The following is a 23102-nucleotide window of genomic DNA, read 5'->3' as shown; positions in this document are numbered from 1 at the left end:
AATACATCGAGTACTACAATACCAAACGTATAAAAGTGAAACTAAAAGGCCTGACTCCGATAGAATATCGAACTCAGACCTTGAAAGCCGCTTAACAGAAATGTCCAACTTTATGGGGTCACTTCAAAAAAGCGGCTCTTGATTTTCAAACTATTCGAACTCGTTCAGATTACTCTTTACCGAATACGTTGTTCTCTTGCTCTTGTACACGGATGAAAGTCGTACGCTTGGTTAGCTCTTTAAGCTTTGCTGCGCCTACGTATGTACAAGTTGAACGTACACCACCAAGGATGTCAGAAATTGTGTTGTGAACTGAACCACGGTATGGAAGTAAAACAGTTTTACCTTCCGCAGCACGGTACTTAGCAACACCACCTGAGTGCTTGTCCATAGCCGACTGTGAAGACATGCCGTAGAACTTCATGAATTGCTTACCGTCTTGCTCTACAACTTCACCGCCTGACTCAGAGTGACCTGCTAGCATGCCGCCTAGCATTACGAAGTCAGCACCGCCGCCGAACGCTTTAGATACGTCACCCGCACATGAACAACCACCGTCACCGATGATCATGCCACCAAGGCCGTGTGCTGCGTCGCCACACTCGATGATTGCAGAAAGTTGAGGGTAACCTACGCCTGTTTTAACACGTGTAGTACAAACAGAACCAGGACCGATACCAACCTTAACGATGTCTGCGCCAGCTAGAATTAGCTCTTCAACCATGTCACCCGTTACAACGTTACCCGCAGAGATAACTTTAGTCGGGAATTCTGCACGTACTTTTTGTACGAACTCAACTAGGTGCTCTGAGTAGCCGTTAGCGATATCGATACAGATGAATACAAACTCTTCGCTAAGAGCCATGATCTTCTTAACTTTCTCGAACTCAGCTTCAGATGTACCTGTTGATACAAATACGTTGTTCAGTGCTTTCTTGTCTGCTGTTTTAGCGAACTCAGCCCACTGCTCTACTGTGTAGTGCTTGTGTACTGCAGTCATTACACCGTGCTCTGCTAAAGCAGCTGCCATTTCAAAGCTTGCTACCGAATCCATGTTAGCTGCAATTACTGGAGTACCAGACCATTGACGACCGCTATGCTTGAATGTAAAATCGCGGGTTAATTCAACTTGAGAACGGCTTTTAAGGGTAGAACGCTTCGGACGGAAGAGTACATCTTTGAAACCTAACTTAAGTTCTTGTTCGATACGCATGGTGTTTTCCTTGATTCATAAAATTATGTGTCTCTCGCGAAATGCGTAGTAAAACCGTTGGCAGACGAGTTTACTTTTCTTCGGACACAAAAAAACCGGAGCGTTGGCAGACGCTCCGGTTTTCAGCATTATAGGTCGTGATTTAGTAACAGCAAGTCTGATATTTCACTTTTTTTTATGCTATCCTCTCAAAGATTCCATATCCGCTAAAAATCTCTCAGTCACACTTCCCAACTAAATTCTTATTAATTAATAACTTAGCGAACCATTCGCGCAAACGCTGTTGGTTTATTGCGCAATCGTTTTCCTTCATATTTCACGTAATATCGCCCTCATAATGCAAATATGTGAAGAAAGTGCCTCGAAATCACATAAAAACCACACTTTTATCCAACAAAAAAATGCCTTTTTTCTTAAATAAATTCGATTTTTTTCTAATTTTTATCTGTTTTCGACCAAATTGGGTAATCTCGTGACGCTTTTGTTTTGCTGTCACTTGGAAAAGTAGGGTAAAAACGACTCAATCTAGAGACCAAGATTCACTTGGGTTTGATAATTCAACCTTCACACTCCATTAAATGCCCCTTCTCAGCTTGCACTTTATAAATCCAATTTCTATTAACCCGGAGCATTACGGTTCCAAAAGCACGTTTCGTTACAGCGCTTTCGTTCATTTAACCTAGAAGACTCTGCAAATCGCTCAGTAAAAGAGGATTGGTTGACGTGAAAAACTGGGGGAAAAGATAAGATTTGAAGAATAGAAAGCAAAAAATGACTAAGGTGGTTAACCTTAGCCATTTTTATTCGCGTATTAGACTGATACTAATACGCGTATAGGAAAGCGTTGTTTGGCGAATAGAGCGATCTAGTTCTTTTGAGAGACTAACGCTTCTGCAGTTGCATCTTGAATAGACAAGAACAATGAGGTCACTTGCCCTGTTGGCGAGCGCATCGGGTTTAGCGTCACGTTCTGATACATGAAATCAGCTTGTTGGGTTACTGGCCTAACGTTACGACACTTAAACAGATAAGGCCTTTGTTGCCATGTAATGAAGCTACGACAGCCTAGGTCGTAGACGGGCTTAGTTTTCAGCCTAAACCACTCTTCTGGGATTTCAGGAAACAGTTCAAAGATCGACTTACCGATCGCATCATGTGATTGCTTACCACTATGGTGCGTCATGAAGCCATTCCAAACTTGTACCTGAAAGTCACGGTTAATGACCACCAGCCCCATATCGACGTTTTGAACCATGTCCACCATCCAGTGGAACTGTTCAAATTCAGCAGGAAGATTCAACATATTAAAACTCCTCCATTAGGTAGGCCAACTTGTTATCTAGAAGAGGCAGAGACTCATCAACGAACATAAATAGAAGATCACAACGGATTGAAGTGCCATCAATGTTGTAGCTAACCTCAAAGGTCATGGTCTTCTTAAACGAGCCACTGGTATTTTCAATGACAGAATCAATCGAGATATGTTGCCCTAGTAGAACAGGCGAACTCTGGAAGAAACGAACTTCTGATTGCTCCCCTAACCCATTCAAGAATGAGCCGACTAAGATGTTCGATACATCCATCAGTAACTCTAGTTCTTCTAGCTGCTCGCTTTCTGTTGGCACCTTCATAAGCTTCTTAAGGTCGCTCACACTGGAATCACTCAACAAAACTAGCGCTTCACCTGCAATGCCTTCTCCGCTGAAGCCTTGGCAAACACCCGACACTTGGTCGTTGTCGGCTAGATCGCGAAGTGCCATGTGCAATTCACTCACTTCGAAGATGTTAACGTTCGGCAGCGGTAGGTGAACAAACACATTAAAGTGACGAGCCAGTGCATCAGCTGCACGGCCTATCGCTACGTTCGCGACTTCCATATAGACATCACGTCTGCGAAGTATTGGCAGTTCTAAAGCGGTTGGGGTAATGATTTGAGGTTGTTTTGGCGGCTCGACATGCTCACGTAAAATGGCTTTTAGCGCTTCTTTATCGATCGGCTTTTGCAAAAACGCTTTAGCACCGAGATCCAGCACCTTCTGTTGCGCTTTTGGTTGTATGTCACCAGAAACAACGACAACAGGCGTGGTATCGCCTAAACGTTGCATCTCTTCCAATGTGCCATAGCCATCTAATTCCGGCATGGTGAGGTCGAGGAACATCAGTTTGAATTGGTTTTGAGCGAGCTCTTCAAGTGCATTAAGCCCATGAACAGCAAAAGTTATATCTGCATTTAGAGAACTAGGCAGTGATCGAGCCATCTGCTTCCTTGCTAACGCAGAATCATCACATATAAGAACTGGGAACGACATAAATGCACCACTGACAAATTAAAGCTAATTCGAACGAGTGTAACAGAACATTATGGTATCAGGTACGGGGTGAATGGATTTATGTGCAGATTATTAGTAAGAATGATGAAACAGGTAGGTAAGCTATTATTTCGTATTATTCTTCATGAAAAACAATATGCTACAAAGGTAATAGCCACTCCTTACTGTTGAGTAATAGCACTATTTTATTTAACAGCAGCCTTAACAAGCGGGTTTATTAAGGCCCGGCTGACTCATTCATTTATCGGCTTTATGTGCCCATGATAAGAGAGATAGTGTGAAGAACTAGAACTGATATGTAGGCCATAAAATCAGCAATGCGAAACGTATGATCACAGCAAATACCAACAGAGCGATACCCAAACGGTACCATTTGTATTCGGCGATGTTCATTGGGATACGCTTGTAGAACATCGTAATCACGCCTTTCCAATCGCTACTGCGTCTTCCGTACTGCATCATACTCGTCAAAACAAACAGTGCGCCAAGCACTAACATTCCTTTTTCAGCCCAGAACAATCCAACTTCCATTTGTGTATTCCTTGATAAAACGGTGAGCAACTCAAATCATTCTAGTCACCTTTTAGCTCGGTTTCTGTAAGACCAAGGTCTAACTCGTTTCAACGCTTAGATAAAGGTAACTAAGTGAACGCAATGAGTTCGGCGAATTAAACTGAACGACATGTTCATATCGAGTTCAGCTTACTCACCTATACTCATGTTTCCACTAACAGGAGAAACTCAATGAAATCACTGAAAAAGTCACTTTGTGTATTAACTGCTTCAGCTCTACTCGTTACCGCTCCGTTTGTGAGTGCTTCATCACCACAACAACCGCCACAGCCAGCGCTTAGCCCACTGCAAATGGTTATTGCTTCTTTGAATCTAACCGAAGAGCAACAAGCGGAAGTGTTCTCTCTTGTTCAAGAGTATCAATCCGATAGAACAGAGATTGATATGGATAAAGCCATAGAGCTTAAAAAGAAACAGATCAGCCTTGTGACTCAACCAGATTTTGATGAAGCCGAAATGGAAAAGGTCATTGATACGGTTCAAGCAACAGAGAAGTCGATGGTGATGCAAGAGATGCGTCTTAAGAACAACATTTACAATGTGTTGACGGAAGAGCAGAAAGAGCAATTCAAAACCATGATGAAGTCTGCGCTCTCTGGTGGAAAGTAGTCTGGTGGAAAATAGTTTGGTAGAGAGTAGTCTGGAATAAGTCGTCTGGTAGAAAATAGCTGCCCCTAATCCTGATATTGATTCTTCCCATCTCCCCCAGAAAAGGGATAATCTGAATAGACAACAAAAAGCCGCAGTCATTATGATGACTGCGGCTTTTTTGTGTTCAGTGCGCCATAAGCAAATCACGTATAAGCATGATTCGACAAATCTGGAGATTGGTTGTTCTTTTGAATGACACGCATCAATTGGATAAGCAGCAGAATACCTGTCACGCCCAAACCAACGCCGATTCCGCCCCAGATCCCCGCCAATTCGAATTTTGGCATCAAATACCAAGCTGCAGGTAGGCCAAATACCCAATAACCGATGGCAGTCATCACGGTTGGCATAGAGACAATCTTCATGCCTCTTAGCAGGTTAATCGCCAGTAGCTGCCAAGCATCAACAATAAAGCACAACGCCACTACCCAGATAACAGAAGCCAATAGTGAGGTCATCGCACCCGTACCATCATCTAACTTGAAGATAGAAGCGATCATCTCAGGCCATATGATGAACACGGCAGACAAAGCAACGCTCAACACCGACACCAAGATAAAGCTGAGAATCGAGGTTCTTTTGATACCTTCGTAGTTTCCCGCACCGAAATCACGCCCCACCAAAATAGCTGCGGCTTGTGAGAAACCGAAATTGAAGTTCCAAGTAAAGCTTAAGCATTGCAGCAGGATTTGGTGCAGAGCTAACGAAGCAATACTGATCGTGCCCGCCATCAAGGTGCCACCGTAAATAAGGCCATGCTCAAGTAGTGCTGCTAAGCCGATAGGTAAACCCATCATTAAAAGCGGACTCATCAACTTGATTGAGTACTCTTCTGTATTTAGCCAAGGGGCGAATTGCTTAAACTCGTCACGCTTAAATACCCAAGCCGTGTATCCGACCATCACGATAAATGCCGCGATAGCCGTACCAAGCCCTAAACCCGTTAAGCCCATGTCTAATTGGAAGGTTAAGAAGTAGCTGACTGGCACATTCAGAATTACGGTGATAATAGACATCACCAGAATAGAACGCACATTGCCAAACGCACTGGTTAAGCCACGAAGTACCAACAAGATAAGCGAAGGCAACATCACCCACTTCAAAGCATGGACATATTCCATGGCTAAAGTGATCACTTCTGGCGGCTGTTTGGCAGCTTCTAATACCAACGGAGCAAACCAGAAGCTGGCCATTAAGGTCACGCTGAGCACGAATGCCAACATGGTTGCGCCTTTCACCGCCAATCTGATTTGAGTATTACCAAACTCTGGGCGAGCGACGCGCTGACCATAAGCGATCGCAATCAAGTTCGCGACACAACCCACAGTGCTGCTCGCAATAATGAAGATAAAAAAGTAGATAGAGGCGCCTAAGCCACCAGCCGCAAGGGCTGACACACTGATACGCGACATCATCCAAACATCAGTAAGGACTAACGCCATAGAGATCAGCTGTGAAATGATCAAAGGGAATGCAAGAGTGAGTATTTTTTTCATGAGCGCCTCAGGTAATTTCGCCCAAAATACGATCGATGAGGCTGGCGTTCAATTGATAAATTTGCGACTCTAACATTCCATAAACTCATGCGAACGAATTATGACCCCATATCCTAGCTTGCCACCCTCACATAATGGCTTAAAAGCCTTTGAAGCTGCTGCAAGGCTGATGAGCTTTACTCTGGCTGCCGAAGAGCTGCATGTGACACAAAGTGCGATCAGTCGACAGATCAAACAGCTTGAAGATGAGTTAAACGCATCACTGGTTATTCGCAAGCATCGAGCTATTGAATTAACGGTACAGGGTCATGATTTGTATGTCGCTTTGCGAGAAAGCTACGCCAATATCGAAGCCGTTATCGCCTCTTGGAGTGAGCCGAAACAGAAGCGTATTGTGATCAAAGCGACCTTGAGTTTCGCGACACGAGTATTGATCTCCAAAGTGCGGGAATTAAACGAGCGTTATCAAGATCATGAGATCGTCATAGTTCCTGTAATTGAGGAAGACGAGTCAATCAATAGCAGTGAATATGACCTACTGATCTTCCATACGCGCTTCAAAAAACGCTATGACAAAGCACCAGACATCACCTTCTTGCGGGAAGAGTTTATGGCGCCGGTCTGTTCTACTAGTTTAACCACCAAAGACACCGACCTCGATTCGATCTTAACCATGCCACGGTTGCACCCGACCTTAGATCACCATGACTGGAAAGTGTGGTTGGCCGATGTTGAATTCCCACCAAAGAAACCCGTCAGAAATACCAGCTTCTTGTCTTTAGATATGGCACTCAGTGCCTGTTTATCTGGTGAAGGGGTTACGGTCACGGATCTATTGTTAGTTCAACAAGATCTCCAACGAGGCTTCTTGTACTGTCCTAAGAATGCAAAGATCCAACACAGTGCGTGGACTTACTTCATTCACCAGCGTAGTCACACGCCTATCATCAACGACCTCATTGAATGGCTTAGAGAAGAGACAACGAAAGAGATCGAGTTGCTGAAAGTACTGTCTCATCAGAATCATTGGTTTGGTGTTATCCAAGATCAACAGTAACGATAAGCCTTAAGCTTAGATACAAATAAGCCGCAGAACTTGCTGCGGCTTATGCTTTTTACCAGTGGTGTTCGCTCTAGAGAACAAGCATTAAAGCTTAAACATACGCGCACTGCGTGGTGGAAGATTAAACGTATGGTAACGAGAAGAAATGGTTTCTGTCGCGCTGCTCAATACGTCTTTGTATTGAACATGCCAATTGAACTCATGTTGGTAAGTATCAACCGTCACGCCACGCGTTTCGCCACACTTATTGATTCCAACAACGCCTTCTTTGCCACGCTTAAATAGCAAAGTACATTGGTCGCTCGAAATCATCGTCATTGATTTACCTTGCATCGCGTTATGGAAGCTCAGCATATTCTTCATATTCGAGCTATTCCAAACATTGGCCCAACGACCGTTATCCTTATCTTCAGAATCAGGTAGATCATCACTGTAGATCAACGGCGTGCCACCATCTTTGCCAAGGATGTAAGCGTAAGCAAGCTGCTCGTCTTGTGGATCCATAATTTGGTAACGGAAGCCGTCGTTGGTTGGAATGTCATGTGTGATCGCAAAAGTAATCGAACGGTTGTCATCCAATGCTTGGCCGTACGCTTTTGGATCGTGCAACTGATTCAAACCACCGCCCATTGAGAATGCCGAGCGAATCGACGCAAACAGCGGGAAATCGTACGCGGAGTGATTGGTGTTGTTTAAGTATGGTGCTAAGAACGACTCATACCCGCTGTTCCCTGCTCCACCGCTGGTAATCACTTCACCGAACACATGCATGTTCGCAGTAATTTCAGGCGTAAACACTTGGTCGATTTGATACTGGCTCATGTGCTTCACCGCATCAATTCGGAAGCCTTTGATGCCCATATCCTTTAATGCTTTCAGATATAAACGTTGCTGTGAAACCACCCAGTTATTTGGATCGAGATCAGGCAAACCTACATCGCCATCAGCCCCGCACAAACGCCAATATTGAACATGACCAGGGTCGTTCCAATCTGAAATACAGCCCGCGGCATGGAAATCGTTAGCGGAGACAAAACCTTGCGCTAAATTGCCAAACAGAGTCTGGTCAGCATAGTAGCTTGAACGGCTCGCATAATCGTTTAGCACTTCGGTTCCCGGATAGTCCAAGTCACTTCGCTTCCAGCTTTCATTCGCCATATGGTTCAACACCACATCAGCGTATACATCAACACCCACGGCTTTAAGTGAGGCAATCATTGCGGCCAAATCTTGTTTGTTGCCCAAAGGAGAGTCAATGGTGCGAAGATCTTGAGGTTGGTAACGCGCCCACCATTGGCTGCCGCTCGATTTCATTGCCGGAGCAACTAGTACTTTCTTATAACCGGCTTGAGCAATTTGATTGGCGTTGGCTGTCACATCTGAATACTCCCAGTTGAAAGCGTGCAAGATGGTGTCTGCATAAGTAGCTGAACTGAAAGAGCAAAGCGCGAGCGTGGATATGAGTAGGGTATTGATTGGTTTCATAGAACATATCTCTTATTATAAATTCACGAGAATGATATGACTAAGGACGACAATTAAAACGACCGATAAATCAGAGTTGAATTAGCGTCACCTTCTGTTGATGTTGATTTTATAAAATTGAGCTATAACCGATCTTATGTGAGATAAAAAAACGAAGTAATCTGAAATGAGAATTAATTGAATCAAGTTGACCAGAACAGGACAAAGACTTTGGTCGGCTCTTCTAAACTACGTTATGATTCCTGTTCCCTCAACCGATTGATATTTTTATGCCTTCTTTCTCTTTTTCAATGATCCCTGTTGGGGTTAGATTCATGATCCTTTCTGCTTTTGGATTCGCACTGATGTCTGCGTGTGTGAAGTACATCAGCAACTACGGCATACCTGTATTCGAAATTGTTGCAGCAAGGGCTTTGGTGTCTTTGATCATCAGTTATATCGACGTTAAGCGAAAAGGCATTTCGATCTGGGGAAATAACAAACCTTTGTTGTTTGTTCGAGGCGCAGTTGGCACAGCAGCCTTGATGTGTGTTTACTACGCTGTGACCACTTTGCCATTAGCAGAAGCGACCATTCTACAATACGTGCATCCTGTCTTTACCGCTCTACTTGGTGTGTTGTTCCTGAAAGAACGCGTCCAAAAATCGACCATGATCTGCATTGCGTTCTGCCTAGCTGGGCTATTAGTGATGGTACAACCAAGCATGAACAGTGGCGCGAGCAGCGAGTTACCGCTATTCAGCATTATGGTGGCGTTATGTGGCGCATTTGGTAGCTCAATTGCTTATGTGATTGTGAGAAAGCTTAGCCAAACGGAAGACAGCTCAGTCATCATCTTCTACTTCCCACTGGTTGCGCTACCCATCTCCACCGCCCTTATCTGGAACGACTTTGTGTGGCCTAGCCTATTCCTGACCATGATGTTGGTTCTGGTCGGGATTTTCACACAAATAGGTCAATATGGTTTGACCAAAGCAATGCAAACTCAAGCGGCTGGTAAAGCTTCGGCTTACTCATACGTTCAGATCGTATTCTCAGCACTATTAGGTGTGTGGATCTTCAATGAGATTCCATCAGTTTGGACTTACCTAGGTGGTGGTCTAATCGTGACTGGCGCGCTGATTAATGTGTTTGGCAAACAACTATTGGTGCCATTTAAAGCTAAGTAAACACCAGCTAAAAGAGCTCAACATCAGTTAGCCAATAGCGGTTAAATAGATCGAAAAAGGGCATTGCGGATTATTCCACAATACCCTTTTCTATAAATGTTCTCTAACGTGTTTTCATGCCGCTAACCAACTTTAATAAAGCGGCGTACTACGTAACTAACTTGTGGCATTTCGTAACTTGGGATCATCACTCAAATACTCAACAAACTCGATTTCAAAACCTGCCGGATCCACAAAATAGACGTTTTTTCGATAAGGTTCTTCGGCGCCGGGTTTGGCAATTGGGAAGCCCGCATCAACAAGCCGCTTGGTTACGCTTTCGATATTATTGGTCACATAAGCGAAGTGTGCGAGACCAACAGAATGCCCAGCCAAATCTCTATTTTCACCTTCACCGTGATCACTTATTGCGATGTATTGGTACTCGTCGCCAAAATGCAGCCAGTTACGTGGCTTACCTGACCACTCCCCTTTTCCCTCATCACGGACATACCAATGAGGGAACGCCGCTTTATAGAAAACCAGCATTTCTGGGATATCTTTTACCACTAAATTCACATGTTCAAGTTGGATCATTCTTCTCTCCTTAAAGTATTCTCGTAAGCAACGTTGCATATCCTAATACCTCAAGTTAAGTTGAGGTAAAGCACTAATTTGCATTTATTTCGAGAACATCTTTAGAGCCCAAATTGTCGTATTTGATGCGATACAAGCTTTAAGTTTAGACGACCTAATCCAATGTGACTGAACTCAGTCATAAGGGTCAGCAAACCCATGATGTATGACAGAGATTAGACGAGCCAATCAATCCTTTTTGCTCAATATGTACACACATTAATACTCCCTTATTGACTGATACATCAAGTTACAAATCGCTTTCATAGCAACCAGGAATACTGATCTGGGTTAATAAACTTGTTTCACAATAGCCTTATTTTTGTTGAGGTCAGATAATTACAAAAAAAGGAAGTTACAGTGAAAAAATTATTAGTACTTGGTATTGCAGCAGCAATCTCGGTTCCAGCAGTAGCCGACCACAATACAATCAATGGTATGGATTTCGGTCCACTAGCAAAGCTAGTCGGCACATGGAAATCAGTCGAAACTGGCGGCGTTGATATTTCTCCAGGTCAAGAAGGCACAGAAGTGGGCAAAGGTGGCCCCGCGGTCACACCATTTTATGAAATGATGACGTTTGAGGTTGCGGCAGATGCAACCAATGCCAGCGATCAATATCTGGTTGCTCTGTACTACAAACAAGAAGTATTCAGAAAAGCCGACGACTCTAAATTCCACGATCAACGTGGCTACTTCATCTACGACCAAAAAAATCAGGTCGTCTACAACTCTTACTGCGTACCACGTACCACATGTGTCACCGCAGAAGGCCCTGCTGGCGATACAATGACGTTAGTTGCGTCTAAACGTGGCATCGCTGAATCCGAATACATGACGGACAACGCAACCACCACGGGCTTCACAATGAACATTAGTATTTCAGACGACACGCTGACGTACTCTCAAACAACAGGCTTAGAGATCTACGACAGCGCATTTGCTCATACAGATTCAAGCACTCTAGTTAAAGTGAAGTAAAACTAAAAAACGCCTTTCGCAGCTCTGTGAAAGGCGTTGTTGATTGAGTCAATCTCTAGAAAATGACAATCAGTATATTCTCCTAAATCGCGACACACATTGGTGTGTTTGAAATAGGATCTCGAAACACGCTAGCTTTGAGATCAAATACGTTACTGAGCATCGTTTCGGTCATCACCTCATCAGGCGATCCCTCTGCGATTAAGCACCCTTTTTCCAAAACCACTAAATGGTCGCAATAACGACTGGCTTGATTCAGGTCATGCAACACAACAACCACCGTTTTTCCTTTGGCATTCATCTGTTGCATCAGGTTCATTAATTCCACCTGGTGAGACATATCAAGGTATGTGGTCGGTTCATCCAACATCACTACGTCGGTATCTTGTGCAATTACCATCGCAATCCATACTCTTTGACGTTGGCCACCAGACAGTGACTCGACAGGCTTATCAGCAAACTCAAGCACACCTGTATCTCGCATTGCTTGCTCGACAATCCTTTGGTCGTCCTGCCCTAACCTTCCCCAATGAGAGACATAGGGCGAACGGCCATATTCGACTAATTTTCTGACCGTGATCCCTTCTGGGCTGACCAAGATTTGCGGAAGAAGTGACAACGAGCGAGCGAGTGCTTTATCGCCGAAGCTTGATAGCGGTTTGTCTTCAAACAACACCTCTCCAGCCACTGGCTTGTTAATTCTGACTAACGTCTTTAATAAGGTGGATTTACCGCACCCGTTAGGTCCTATCAATGCGGTGATTTTTCCCTTAGGGATAGAAACAGACAGGTTCGGTATGATCGTTTGTTTACCGTACGCGACGGAAAGATTCTGCGTTTTAAGCATGGTTACCAACCTCGATAACGATAGAGAAGAAAGATGAAATATGGCGCGCCAATCACAGACGTGAGAACGCCTGCTGGCAATTCAATAGGTGGTAGTAGACCTCTGGCCAACCCATCAGCGCCTGTAACCAGAATTGCCCCTACCAGTGCAGATGCTGGGATTAACAATTTATGATTATGCCCAAACAACAAGCGTGCTAAGTGAGGTGCCAATAAACCCACAAAACTGATCGTTCCAGCAACAGAAACGCTAACACTGGCAAGCAATACAGCGGCCAATAAAGCGAGAGCTTGAATCTGTTTTGGCTTAGTGCCCAATGTGGTTGCACTTTCCTCACCAAGCCCCATCACATCTAATCGCCACGCCAACCACAATGCCATGGGTAACAACAAGAGCAGTGCACTCCAAATAAACGGGACTTGCTGCCAATTTCTGCCCCAAAGACTGCCTGTTAGCCACACCATGGCCGTGTTGATCTCTATCGGGTTGGTGACCAACAAGAAGTCGATACAACTGGCCAGAAACGCACTCACCGCAATACCAATCAGCGCCAATTTGGCGGGTGTTGGCCTTGACCACCAGGCCAATGCAGCAATCAGTCCAGCAGCTAATACCCCACCCAACATCGCCACCACAGGAAGCACACTGACCGTTGTATTAGGAAACCAGACTAAACTCGCTGTCGCAGCAAGTCCTGCCCCAGCGCTAATACCCATAAGATCAGGCGATGCTAACGGATTACGTATCACGCCTTGCACTAATACCCCTGAAAGCCCTAACCCTGCGCCCACGCTTATCGCAAGCAACATACGTGGTAGCCGATACTGATGGATAACAAAGTCGTCACTGGAAAACGCGACCAAATGTTCGATGACTTGAGAAACAGAAAGCGAAGCTGCACCGACAAACAAACCTGCGGATGCCACTAATATGAGAATCCCAGATAACAAAACTATCTTAGTTTGATGATGCATTAAGATCTCCTCGTCGCAATCAAAATAAAACAAGGTGTCCCGAGCAAAGCAGTAATAACGCCAACGGGTGTTTCAGTCGGGAAAGCAATCGCTCGAGACAGCGCATCTGACCAAGACACTAATGCTGCGCCTGCCAATGCTGAAATGGGAATCAGTAAATGGTAATTGTGCCCAATCATAGGTCTAACCAAATGAGGCACTAACAATCCAACAAAGCCAATAGGCCCTGCGATAGCGACGCTTGCTCCGGCAAGCAACACGATCGTCAGTCCACTCACGAAGCGAGTAAACCGGATGTTACTGCCCAGACCCACAGCAACTTCTTCGCCAAGTGCCAACAAGTTGAGGTTGCGAGCAAGGCTCATTGCTAACACCAAACCAATCACTACAGGCGGCCAAAGCTGTTGCCATTGCCCATCATCCACACTAGACAGTGAGCCAGTAAGCCAATGCAAGACGCTATAAGCCATATCGTCAGCAAGAATCAGCGCCGCTCGTGTCAGCCCGAGCAATAACGCCGTAATGGCGATACCCGCGAGAACCAAACGTAACGGATGAGAACGTGCAGAGAAAAAGCCGCCTAGAAGCATCACAGCACCGCCGCTCAGCAATGCACCAAGAACCGCGTTAAGGATTGGGTTTAGCTCACTTATCACGGGTATACCTATCGCAGCTAACGCCATAAAACAGGTTGCGCCAGCATTAATACCAAGAATCGACGGAGACGCGAGTGGATTACGCGTTAATCCCTGCATCAATAACCCAGCGACGGCCAAACTCGCACCAATCAATAGCCCCGCATAAGCTCTTGGTGCTCTTAATGTCGCCAATATTTGATGAGTCATGTTGCTTTCATCAAACGCAAACCAGTAGTCAATCAAGTCACTCAATGTTAATGAGAAATTAGACCACCCGGTCATAGAGGCCGCGTAACCAAACAGTGCCAAACACGACACGAATGCCGTAAATAACGTGACTCGCCACGACAGTATTGGCCAGAATCGCTTACTTTTAGAGAACAACATTGTACTCATGATGGATCCAAGATCTGCTCAAGATTTTTCGCCATTTGTTCTGCCGCTAACATGCCTCGATTCAATGACCAAAGTGCTGGTGACACTTCTACAACTTGCTGTTTTTTTGCAGAGGTTAGTACATTGAATAGCGGATTTATCTGCCAATCATCAACAATATTTGGATGAGAATAAGCGCCAAGGAGTAACCAATCCGGGTTGGTTTTCAACAACAACTCAAAGCTAGTTGGCAAATATGCCTTCTCTGTTGGTTTCACAATAGGGCTCGCAATGCCTAATGTGGTGAGCACGCCCCCAGCGTAAGACGCTGGGCTATGTAACCACATACCTTTATCCGACACGACAGCGAATTGGACGGTTTGTTTGAGCGAGAAATGACTTTTGAATTCAGCCATGGCGTGTTGATGTTGTTGGATGCGTTGTTCCATTGACGATTGCTTGTCGAGAGCGATGCCAATCTTGAGTGCAGACTCCAAATTCTCTTGATACGTCTCGCCGCGGCTTTTCAGAAGCAGCGTTGGTGCGATGCGTTGTAGATCTTGATAGACAGTACGATGACGTTCTGCATCTGCAATGATCAGGTCAGGCTTTAATACAGCAATGGCTTCTAGGCTAGGCTGAGAACGCATGCCAACCGATTCCCATGATTGAACCAATTCACGTACCGCCGGAATCACTCGTGAAGCATCATTGTCATCGGCAACGCCAACTGGAGAAACACCCACCGCAGCTAACGCATCTACAAATGAGAACTCCAAGACCACAATACGTTGCGGGGTAGTCGCTATTTCAAACTGACCTTGCTCATCTTGTATGACCCTCGTTTGTGCTGAACTGGAGAATGAGAATAAGCTTAAAACCAGCAAAACTAAGGTTACCGCTATCCTGCTGAATAAAAACGGCCTATTAAATGACAGCAGTCCATTCGACAACTGAAATTGATTCGAAAACAAAAGGCGAGAGCTGTTTTCCATATTTAATTTTCCTTAAACGCTAGAACCGTGAAAGCCGCCAAGAGTATTGGCGACTTTTATTCGTTATTACTTTCAATAAATTACGTATTAGAACTGATAATTCAGGTCCAAAGTGTAAGAACGTCCTGGGGCTGGATAACGACCAACGGGGCTGGTATCAATGCCGCGGAAGTAGTAGTCCTCATCAAACAAGTTATTCACCGCAAGGTTCATGCGCAGCTTACTGTTTTCATCCTTGTACAAATCCGAGCCTAGGTTAAAGTTCCAGACCATGTAGGCAGGCACTTTACCTGTCGCGCCCGTTGCATCTTCGGCACTTGTATTCGCATTGTCAGAATAAGATTCGCTAAAGTAGTAACCAGATAAAGTAATATCTACCTTGCTAAAGGCGTAAGTCGCATCCCAGCTAAATTGGTGTTTAGACGTATAAGGAAGTTGATTGCCCTTGTTTGCACCCTCTTCCTCTAACGTTGCATCTAAGTAGTTATAACCAGCGCCAAGGCTCAAAGCTTGCATCGCTTGAGGAATATAACGACCAGAGAGCTCAACACCTTGGTGAAGGGTTTTACCAATGTTATCGAAAGTTTGGGTAGCACTTTGCCATTGCAGCTGATCTTCAAAATCAATGCGGTAAAGTGCGATGTTAAAGCTGGTTGAATCTTGGTTGTAGCGAGCACCCAACTCGTAGTTCCACGCTAGCTCACTGCCCTCTTCACCTTTACCACGGATGTAAGCGATTTGTGGTGCACGCAAAGATTTTTGTGCATTAGTGTACCCAACCCATTGTTCAGTCAGATGGTATGCCACGGTTAAGCCCGGCAGCCACTCCGTCACTTTGTTGTCTGTGCTCTGTGCTGTGCCCAGATCATCAAACGTCATATCAATCGATTCGTAACGAATACCCGGCGTGACTTTCAGTACGTCATTGAACAGGCCGATTTCATTGCTGATGTAACCAGCAAAAGCGTCAGTATCTAAGTGCCAGTCACGTGGGGTTGTTGTAGCACCACCAGCAATTGGTGTTTGGGTCAGCTTGTAATCAATGTCTTCGTTAACATAGCGCGCACCCACAATCACGTTTTGCGTTACGGTATTTCCGTCAAAGTACATCGCGAGTTTAGGTTCAACACCATAAACAGAAAATTCACGTGGTGATGTACGAATGTCGGTTGATGGTAATGCCGGGTCCGCCCAGTGACCGCCTGCGCTATTAAAGCCCCATTGGAAGAAACGCTCAGAACGGTGGCCAAACGTCAGTATTTCTAATTCGGCGCTATCTGCAAGATTCAAATCATGCAGGTACTTGAGGCTCCAACGCGTTGAAGTGCCTTGATATTCATCGTATGGACGCTTCGACTGAGTACGATCTTTGTCATAATCATCTGGCGATAAAGCACCGGGCATTTGGGTGTCGGCATCATAACGTTGAACGAAAGCTTGTAACTCTTGAGTATCGCTCAGTAGCCATTGCAATTTCGCTTGGAAGTTTTTGACATCGGTGTCGGAGTGTTCACGGAAGCTTTCACCTTTTAAGAAGTTCCCCTCGACTTGAAGTGCCAGCGTATCGGTTAACCAACCACCCGTTCGCAGGTAAAGGTCGTTGAGCGGCGTATCGCCATCCTCGAATACAGTAAAGCGATTACTGATTTCCGTTTGCCACTCATGTGGAATAGGTTTGGTCACCAAGTTGATCACACCACCGACGTTGTTTGGTCCGTACTGAACCGCCGCACCGCCTCGCACAATATCAATACGATCAAGCATCGACAGCGTTGCAGGGAAAATTGATTGTCCTGTGTGACCATACGGCGCCAGTGTCAGAGGAACACCATCCATGAGGAATTGAGCGTGGCCACTGCGACTCGCTTTCAAACCACGCACTGAGATGTTAGGCAAAACACCGGTGCCCGTTTCATCTTGAACTTTTATCCCCGGCACGCTTTGGAATGCCGAATCAATCGAGAGTGCTGCGGTCTTTTTAATTTGATCATTAGTCAGGACAGTACGAGCTCCCGGATACTCTTTCACATCCTCAAGCTCTGAATTACCGATCAAGCTGCCCGTCACGACAACCGTTTCCATGGTCGTCGTTTGAGGATCAGACGCGGCAAATGCGCCCATGGAAGTCACTGAAGCGATGGCCATTGCAAGGGCACTTAGACGCAACTTTTGATGTGATTGAGTACAGGGTTTACCATCCAAATTCTGGTAAGGCATGAAAATCTCCTAAATAGGCAAGTTAGGATCAAAGGCCGTGTTTACGATTCGGGGCTTTGATCCTTTGGGCTAAACGGCCTCAAAATGAAGCCAACTGTTCACTCACTCGTAGTGAACAAATCAATCGTTTTTAGAGTCGAACTAGCTCTTAGAAATGAACGAACTCTAGAGCTGAATTAGCTTTTAAAACTGATAGCCGTAGCTGAGCATAAATTCGGCTGGCGCTCCGTAACCAATCTGGTTAGTACCCGATGTGCCGTTGGTTGCGCCCAGAATGTATTTCTCATTAAGCACGTTGTAAGCATTCGCTTGAACTTTGTGACGACCCGTGGTGTACGCTGCCATCAAGTCAACCGTGGTGTAGTCACCCAGAGCTACCGCTTCATCATTACCCGCGTAACGGTCGCCTACGTATTTCACGCCACCACCTAAACGCCAGTTGTCATCTAACTGATAAGTGCTCCAAAGAGAGAACAGATGATCAGACACATCGTTTGGCTTTTTGCCTGTCTCTTTGTTCTCCGCGTCTAAATAGCTGTAGCCCACCGAAATGTCCCACTGCTCTGTAAACTGACCGCGAGCTTCTAGTTCAATACCTTGGTGACGAGCTTCGATCTTGTTAACAACGTCTCCGTCTATATTGGTTTCTGGTTGTTCTTGATCAATTTGGAAGATTGCGGCATTCAACATCAAGGCGTTATCGAGTAAGTAAGCTTTTGCACCCACTTCTTTTAGATCGGTATGGAAGAATTCTGCTAATTTAGGGTTGATGTAGATACCTGAGTAAGGCAATTGCCATGAACGAGCTAAGCTTGCGTACACTGACATATCATTGTTGAGACGGTAGACCAAACCACCACGGTAGCTCACTTTGTCATCGTCTAGATTCTCTTTTGCTGAGCCCGCTTTTTGCTGTTCAAGCTCCATCGAGTCGTAACGCACATTGCCGATCACTGACAGATCACCAAAGGTGTAAACGTCTTGAATGTAGACACCTTTCGTCGTTGTCGTGTTATCACGGAAAGGTTTGAAGCCCGGATCAGGTGTTGGACCTGCGATAGGGTTATAGATATCTTTCGAAGGTAAGGTTTTATCGCTTGCGAGCGTTAAGTCGATATTGATCTGATTAAAATCCGCACCGATCATCATTTGGTTCGAATCCGTTTCCCAAACCAACTCCGATTGAAGAGTGGTCGTGGTGCGAGGATCGTAACCGAAGTTATTTACCGTCTGAGATACTTCATTCCCAGTTACCGTTCCTTGGCGTGTACCCTTTTGCTCAAGTTCGATATGGTTGTATGCTGCGCGGTTTGTCCATGCCCATTCGCTATTCAAAAGCCATTCATAATTAACGCCAACACGAATGCTGTCCGACTCTTGATAGTCGTTGGTGCCACCGTAAAACGTGCTTTCAGAGACGTCGACAGGCTTACCATTCTTTGATGGAACACCACGATATGGCACCAACTCCTGGTGAGCATATTCGACATCGAGATCAATCGTGTGACCATCCGCTGGTAATACACGAATGGTGGGTGCGATAAAGAAGTCATTCGAGTCGACGTGGTCTACATAGGAATCCGATTGTCGACTTTCCACGTTGATACGACCGCTGACTTTGTCACTAAACGCCATCGAACTGTCAACCTGACCAACAAACAGATTGTTGCTGCCAACACTGCCATTAACGTGAGTGAAGTTATCTCCGTTAGCACGCTTGGTGACCAAGTTGATGATACCGCCTGCTGAACCTCGGCCATAAAGTGCGCCCGCAGGGCCTTTTACCACTTCGACACGTTCGATATTCGCTAGGCTTCGGTACGATTGAAGCGTTCCGTCATCACGCATGCCGTCACGGTACATGTCGTTAAGAGCATCAAAACCACGAATCACAAATTGGTCTCGGCTCCCCTCACCCAGGGTATTGTTAACTCCGGCAACACCATCAAGAGCATCCACCAAACGTACAGCACCGCGGTCTTGCATTTCCGTCTTTGTGACCACTGATACTGCCTGCGGTACATCCAACCATTCAACATCCGTTTTGGTACCCGACTGCGGCATATGCTCCGCGTAACCTTCGTACTGGTGACCAATAACTTGCAGAGTTTCATCTACCGCGACGTCTTCTGCTGCCATTACATTTGACATAGTGGTCATTGCGGTTAATGCACCTCCAATTGCCAAAGCGAGCGGGGACAAGGCCAATCTAATGTTCATTCTCTAATTCCGTTTTAGTTTATAAAATTACAACAGTGCGAATGAAAACAAATATCATTTGTGTTTGCAATATAAATTTTATGATCTATATTTGTTTCCCTTATGCAACAAGCGTAGTGACATAATAGTCAATAAAAACAAAGTGATAACAAAACACTCTTTCCTTAAACCTTGAAAGAGACCGCTTGGAAGTCATGTGTGAGTAGGTAACAACAACGTTAGAAAATTAGGAAAAGCCCATGAAATCTACGATTATTATCGTGAGTCATGTCGTGAATGACGCAGTCACTCATGGCTTCATACCGACAGCAAAAGCGATGGGTCTCCACGTCGTTTTAGTCACTGATCAAAAGCTCAACCACTTAAAACTGGCGAATGAAGATGACCGCTTTAATCCAGATGAAATTCTAGAGTGCGATGTGTTCAACCCTCTTGAGCTCATCGAAATCATCACAGAGCAAGCTCTAGAACCTCATGCTGTTTTCAGCAACAGCGACCACCTACAAACCTCCACCGCAATCTGTGCACAGTTCTTTGGCCTACCTGCTAAAGATTGGAATGTGACGCTCAAGGCGAAAAACAAATACTTAACTCGTCAGGTTCTCAACGAAAAATCGTTACCTAATACTCAAAGTGTTTTGTTAAGTCGAGAGAGCGCTCCTGTATTCGATTTCGATTTTCCTGTCGTTGCGAAGCCCAAGGAGGGCGTGGCTAGTTTAGACGTGCAGCGCTGCGATTCTGCGGCTGAGCTGGATAACTATTGCGATACGTTTTGGCAAAAGCACCCTACGACTCCCATTTTAGTTGAGGCGTTTTTACTAGGTCCGCTTATCACTGTCGAAACCATTGGCGACGGGGAAAATTTAGTCGCACTTGGTGGGTTTGATGTAGAACTCTCTGCGCCACCTTACTTCATCGAAACCGCTGCGAGTTGGAATGGTATTAACAGCGTTCACTACCGAGAAGAATGTATACGTCAGCTTCAAACATTTGGGGTGGGGTTTGGTGTCTGTCATAGCGAATTCATCATCACAGATTCGGGGCCGGTACTGGTCGAGATCAACTATCGAAGTATTGGTGATGGACGAGAATTTTTGCTTGATAACCTCTGTGGCGGGAATTGGTTCCATACCATCTTAAATCTTCACTTGGGTCACAAACTTGATCCTACATTTCGTATTGATGGCAGTGCCCATGTGCACTATGTAGTGGCGCAACAAAGCGGTTTGATTGAAGGATCATCAACCTCTTTCATTCACCAGGAGGGCGATATTGTCACTCAGCAGCAAGTGCTTAAAAAGGTTGGTGAGACGTTCCAACAAAGTTTCTCCAACAAGGATTACTTAGCGAGAATTTCGGTCGTTTCTCCTTCTGGTCAAACACTAGAACTCGCGCTACAACAGGCAATCTCTCGCTTCAACCTAACAGCAACAAACGAGGTAACAGCATGAATGAAAGCGCGTTATACCTCACTCAACGCTTAGTCGATACGTGCTTGCGTGAAGATTTGTTTGGATTAGTTTCTCAAAGCCGATTTGAGTCTAAACTCCCGAGTGTGCTCAAACTATCTTCTTATCCTCGTAATCAAATTTGGGCTATTTTTGCGGGTTCAGACTTTACACTCTATTTACCCGTTGCTCCGAGCTATTACATGCAGCGTTGGGTATACGGCCAACCGGATGGATCGAAAGGTGATGGTTGGCTCATCGAGAGAAATGGTGTCGTTGAAACCCAGCAGCACTATCAAGATTGGATCGAACTACTGAAAGCAAGTGCTCACGAAAGTTCGCATTCCTTATTAGATGGTTATTTGCAAGAACTCGAATGTGCAGAAAAACACAAAGGATTGTGTGATAACGCCTTCAACCAGCACTCGGAAGCACTCATGCTGCCGATTTCTCAACTAGAACGTTGGGAGCAAAAGCTATTACGTGCCGATCAAATCGCATCCTATCTTGACCACCCCTACTATCCGACAGCACGTGCTAAGTTCGGTTTAAGCGATCACGACCTAGAGCAATTCGCGCCAGAATTTGCACAAAGCTTTGAACTTCGTTGGCTCGCAATCGAAAAGTCACTCGTTACATTGACCAGTCCACAACCAGAATGTTGGCCAACGATGGAGCAAGTGGGTCTGCCCGCCGACTTTGCTCTTAGCCATGAGTTATTCCCCGCACATCCATTAACACTAAGGAGTCTTGATGAACTTCCTGACGGTGTTATTGAAGCTCCGGTTGCATGCCTTGAGGTGACTCCAACTTTATCAGTGCGCACTGTGGTCGTGAATCAAGCACCACAGATCCACATCAAGGTACCGCTGATCATGCGATCTTTAGGTACTAAAAACATTCGCCTAATCAAACCCTCCACACTCTATGATGGGCATTGGTTTGAACGTTTATTGACACACTTAGAGCAAACAGATCAAGACTTACACGGCACGCTTTACCATTGTAATGAGAAACATGGCGGCCATGTTGGAGACGATAAAACCTTTGCTTACATTGTACGTGAATACCCGCAGAGCTACTTCCAAGACAAAGCACTGGTGCCTGTGGCTGCCCTTGCCAGTCCAATGCCTGATGGACGTTTGTTCTTGGAACACCTCGCCGAACAGTATTATCAACAAGGTACGCTGACTTGGTTTAAAGATTACGTTGATCTGTTATGCAAAGTGCACCTTACATTGTGGATTCGTTACGGTATCGCTTTGGAGTCTAACCAACAAAACGCCATCATCGCATTCGATGGGCAAGGCAAGATGACCTTAGCCATGAAAGACAACGATGCAGCGCGTATTTGGCCAGAGCGTTTCCAAACGTTTGAGCAACAATCACCCGTAAAATGCGAGCATCTTTTAGACCAACGCATCACAGTAGACAGCGAGCTTGCTCTTGGTCAGATGTTTACCACCATTACTTTGCAGTTAGACATTGCCGCGATTGTGGAAGCAATGGCGACGAAAGGAATCGCCACATCAGCTTATCTGTATGAAATGGTTGCCAATAGCCTTTCCCAAAAGCTTAGCCAGTTGGACAAACAAGGACACAACACCAAACTCGCAAACGAGATGTTGTTTGAGTCACCCAACCTATACGCTAAGTATCTATTGAGCTCGGGTAGCTTGTTGTCTAAAGAGTCATCTGGCGCAAGCGATATCAATAAGTTCTATGGCTTGTCAGCACCGAACTTTTTATTGCTAACCAGCGAAGAAGCACAACACGCTTACCTTGAAAACATCAAGCAGAGCGTGAGTTAGC

Annotated in this window: 20 protein-coding genes; 7 read left to right on the top strand and 13 right to left on the bottom strand. The window is 45.3% G+C overall.

Going from position 1 to position 23102, the window contains the following annotated elements:
- The coding region (locus MSG38_RS22805; protein WP_248402703.1) for an IS3 family transposase at positions 1–95 on the top strand (95 nt) is incomplete at its 5' end.
- A 74-nt stretch (positions 96–169) separates the two neighbouring features.
- On the opposite strand, the gene MSG38_RS22800 is transcribed toward MSG38_RS22805, so the two are convergent.
- From MSG38_RS22800 to MSG38_RS22785, 4 genes are all read right to left on the bottom strand, one after another.
- Complete coding sequence (locus MSG38_RS22800; protein ID WP_248402699.1) at positions 170–1213, bottom strand: GMP reductase; 1044 nt, start codon at positions 1211–1213, stop codon at positions 170–172.
- Positions 1214–2078: 865 nt separating this feature from the next.
- The gene (locus MSG38_RS22795) at positions 2079–2516 is read right to left on the bottom strand and encodes a PAS domain-containing protein (protein ID WP_048606084.1); all 438 of its coding nucleotides are present in this window, start codon (positions 2514–2516) and stop codon (positions 2079–2081) included.
- 1 nt (position 2517) lies between these two features.
- Positions 2518–3522, bottom strand: a complete 1005-nt coding sequence (locus MSG38_RS22790; RefSeq protein ID WP_048610862.1) for a response regulator — start codon at positions 3520–3522, stop codon at positions 2518–2520.
- 306 nt (positions 3523–3828) lie between these two features.
- Positions 3829–4074, bottom strand: coding sequence for a hypothetical protein (locus tag MSG38_RS22785; protein ID WP_017630837.1), 246 nt, complete (start codon positions 4072–4074; stop codon positions 3829–3831).
- Positions 4075–4287: 213 nt separating this feature from the next.
- Here MSG38_RS22785 and MSG38_RS22780 point away from each other — a divergent pair, with 213 nt between their 5' ends.
- The gene (locus tag MSG38_RS22780; protein WP_248402698.1) at positions 4288–4725 is read left to right on the top strand and encodes a Spy/CpxP family protein refolding chaperone; all 438 of its coding nucleotides are present in this window, start codon (positions 4288–4290) and stop codon (positions 4723–4725) included.
- A 185-nt stretch (positions 4726–4910) separates the two neighbouring features.
- Here MSG38_RS22780 and MSG38_RS22775 read toward each other — a convergent pair whose 3' ends face one another.
- Positions 4911–6263, bottom strand: a complete 1353-nt coding sequence (locus MSG38_RS22775; RefSeq protein WP_248402697.1) for an MATE family efflux transporter — start codon at positions 6261–6263, stop codon at positions 4911–4913.
- 100 nt (positions 6264–6363) lie between these two features.
- Between MSG38_RS22775 and MSG38_RS22770 the strand changes: the two genes are divergently transcribed.
- Positions 6364–7320, top strand: a complete 957-nt coding sequence (locus MSG38_RS22770; protein ID WP_248402696.1) for a LysR family transcriptional regulator — start codon at positions 6364–6366, stop codon at positions 7318–7320.
- Positions 7321–7410: 90 nt separating this feature from the next.
- Here the strand turns inward: MSG38_RS22770 and MSG38_RS22765 are convergent, their stop codons facing one another.
- Positions 7411–8811, bottom strand: coding sequence for an alpha-amylase family protein (locus tag MSG38_RS22765; protein ID WP_248402695.1), 1401 nt, complete (start codon positions 8809–8811; stop codon positions 7411–7413).
- A 269-nt stretch (positions 8812–9080) separates the two neighbouring features.
- Here MSG38_RS22765 and MSG38_RS22760 point away from each other — a divergent pair, with 269 nt between their 5' ends.
- Positions 9081–9980 carry a DMT family transporter gene (locus MSG38_RS22760; RefSeq protein WP_048610851.1) on the top strand — a complete coding sequence of 300 codons (900 nt, stop codon included), beginning with the start codon at positions 9081–9083 and terminating at the stop codon, positions 9978–9980.
- Positions 9981–10136: 156 nt separating this feature from the next.
- Here MSG38_RS22760 and MSG38_RS22755 read toward each other — a convergent pair whose 3' ends face one another.
- Positions 10137–10556: a VOC family protein gene (locus tag MSG38_RS22755; protein ID WP_029224260.1), complete on the bottom strand. Its 420-nt coding sequence runs from the start codon at positions 10554–10556 to the stop codon at positions 10137–10139.
- 399 nt (positions 10557–10955) lie between these two features.
- Between MSG38_RS22755 and MSG38_RS22750 the strand changes: the two genes are divergently transcribed.
- Positions 10956–11576 carry a heme-binding beta-barrel domain-containing protein gene (locus tag MSG38_RS22750; RefSeq protein WP_248402694.1) on the top strand — a complete coding sequence of 207 codons (621 nt, stop codon included), beginning with the start codon at positions 10956–10958 and terminating at the stop codon, positions 11574–11576.
- An 82-nt stretch (positions 11577–11658) separates the two neighbouring features.
- Here MSG38_RS22750 and fecE read toward each other — a convergent pair whose 3' ends face one another.
- From fecE to MSG38_RS22720, 6 genes are all read right to left on the bottom strand, one after another.
- A complete protein-coding gene (fecE, locus tag MSG38_RS22745; protein WP_248402693.1) occupies positions 11659–12423 on the bottom strand; it encodes a Fe(3+) dicitrate ABC transporter ATP-binding protein FecE in 765 nt (254 codons plus the stop codon).
- A 2-nt stretch (positions 12424–12425) separates the two neighbouring features.
- Complete coding sequence (locus tag MSG38_RS22740) at positions 12426–13397, bottom strand: iron chelate uptake ABC transporter family permease subunit (RefSeq protein WP_248402692.1); 972 nt, start codon at positions 13395–13397, stop codon at positions 12426–12428.
- Positions 13397–14431, bottom strand: a complete 1035-nt coding sequence (locus tag MSG38_RS22735) for an iron chelate uptake ABC transporter family permease subunit (protein WP_248402691.1) — start codon at positions 14429–14431, stop codon at positions 13397–13399. The genes MSG38_RS22740 and MSG38_RS22735 overlap by 1 nt, the downstream gene beginning before the upstream one ends.
- Positions 14428–15405, bottom strand: a complete 978-nt coding sequence (locus tag MSG38_RS22730) for a Fe(3+) dicitrate ABC transporter substrate-binding protein (RefSeq protein ID WP_248402690.1) — start codon at positions 15403–15405, stop codon at positions 14428–14430. The genes MSG38_RS22735 and MSG38_RS22730 overlap by 4 nt, the downstream gene beginning before the upstream one ends.
- Before the next feature lie 87 nt (positions 15406–15492).
- On the bottom strand, positions 15493–17622 hold the full coding sequence (locus MSG38_RS22725) for a TonB-dependent siderophore receptor (RefSeq protein WP_248402689.1): 2130 nt from the start codon (positions 17620–17622) through the stop codon (positions 15493–15495).
- Between the two features lie 183 nt (positions 17623–17805).
- Positions 17806–19842: a TonB-dependent siderophore receptor gene (locus tag MSG38_RS22720; RefSeq protein WP_248402688.1), complete on the bottom strand. Its 2037-nt coding sequence runs from the start codon at positions 19840–19842 to the stop codon at positions 17806–17808.
- A 239-nt stretch (positions 19843–20081) separates the two neighbouring features.
- On the opposite strand from MSG38_RS22720, the gene MSG38_RS22715 reads away from it, so the two are divergent.
- The gene (locus MSG38_RS22715; protein ID WP_248402687.1) at positions 20082–21293 is read left to right on the top strand and encodes a hypothetical protein; all 1212 of its coding nucleotides are present in this window, start codon (positions 20082–20084) and stop codon (positions 21291–21293) included.
- On the top strand, positions 21290–23101 hold the full coding sequence (locus MSG38_RS22710) for an IucA/IucC family protein (protein ID WP_248402686.1): 1812 nt from the start codon (positions 21290–21292) through the stop codon (positions 23099–23101). Before MSG38_RS22715 ends, MSG38_RS22710 begins: the two co-directional genes overlap by 4 nt.
- Position 23102 lies beyond the last annotated feature (1 nt).

The organism is Vibrio sp. 1CM24A (genome assembly GCF_023161725.1).
GTDB classification, from domain to species: Bacteria; Pseudomonadota; Gammaproteobacteria; order Enterobacterales; family Vibrionaceae; genus Vibrio; species Vibrio coralliirubri.
This window is presented reverse-complemented; position numbering and strand designations above follow the sequence as displayed.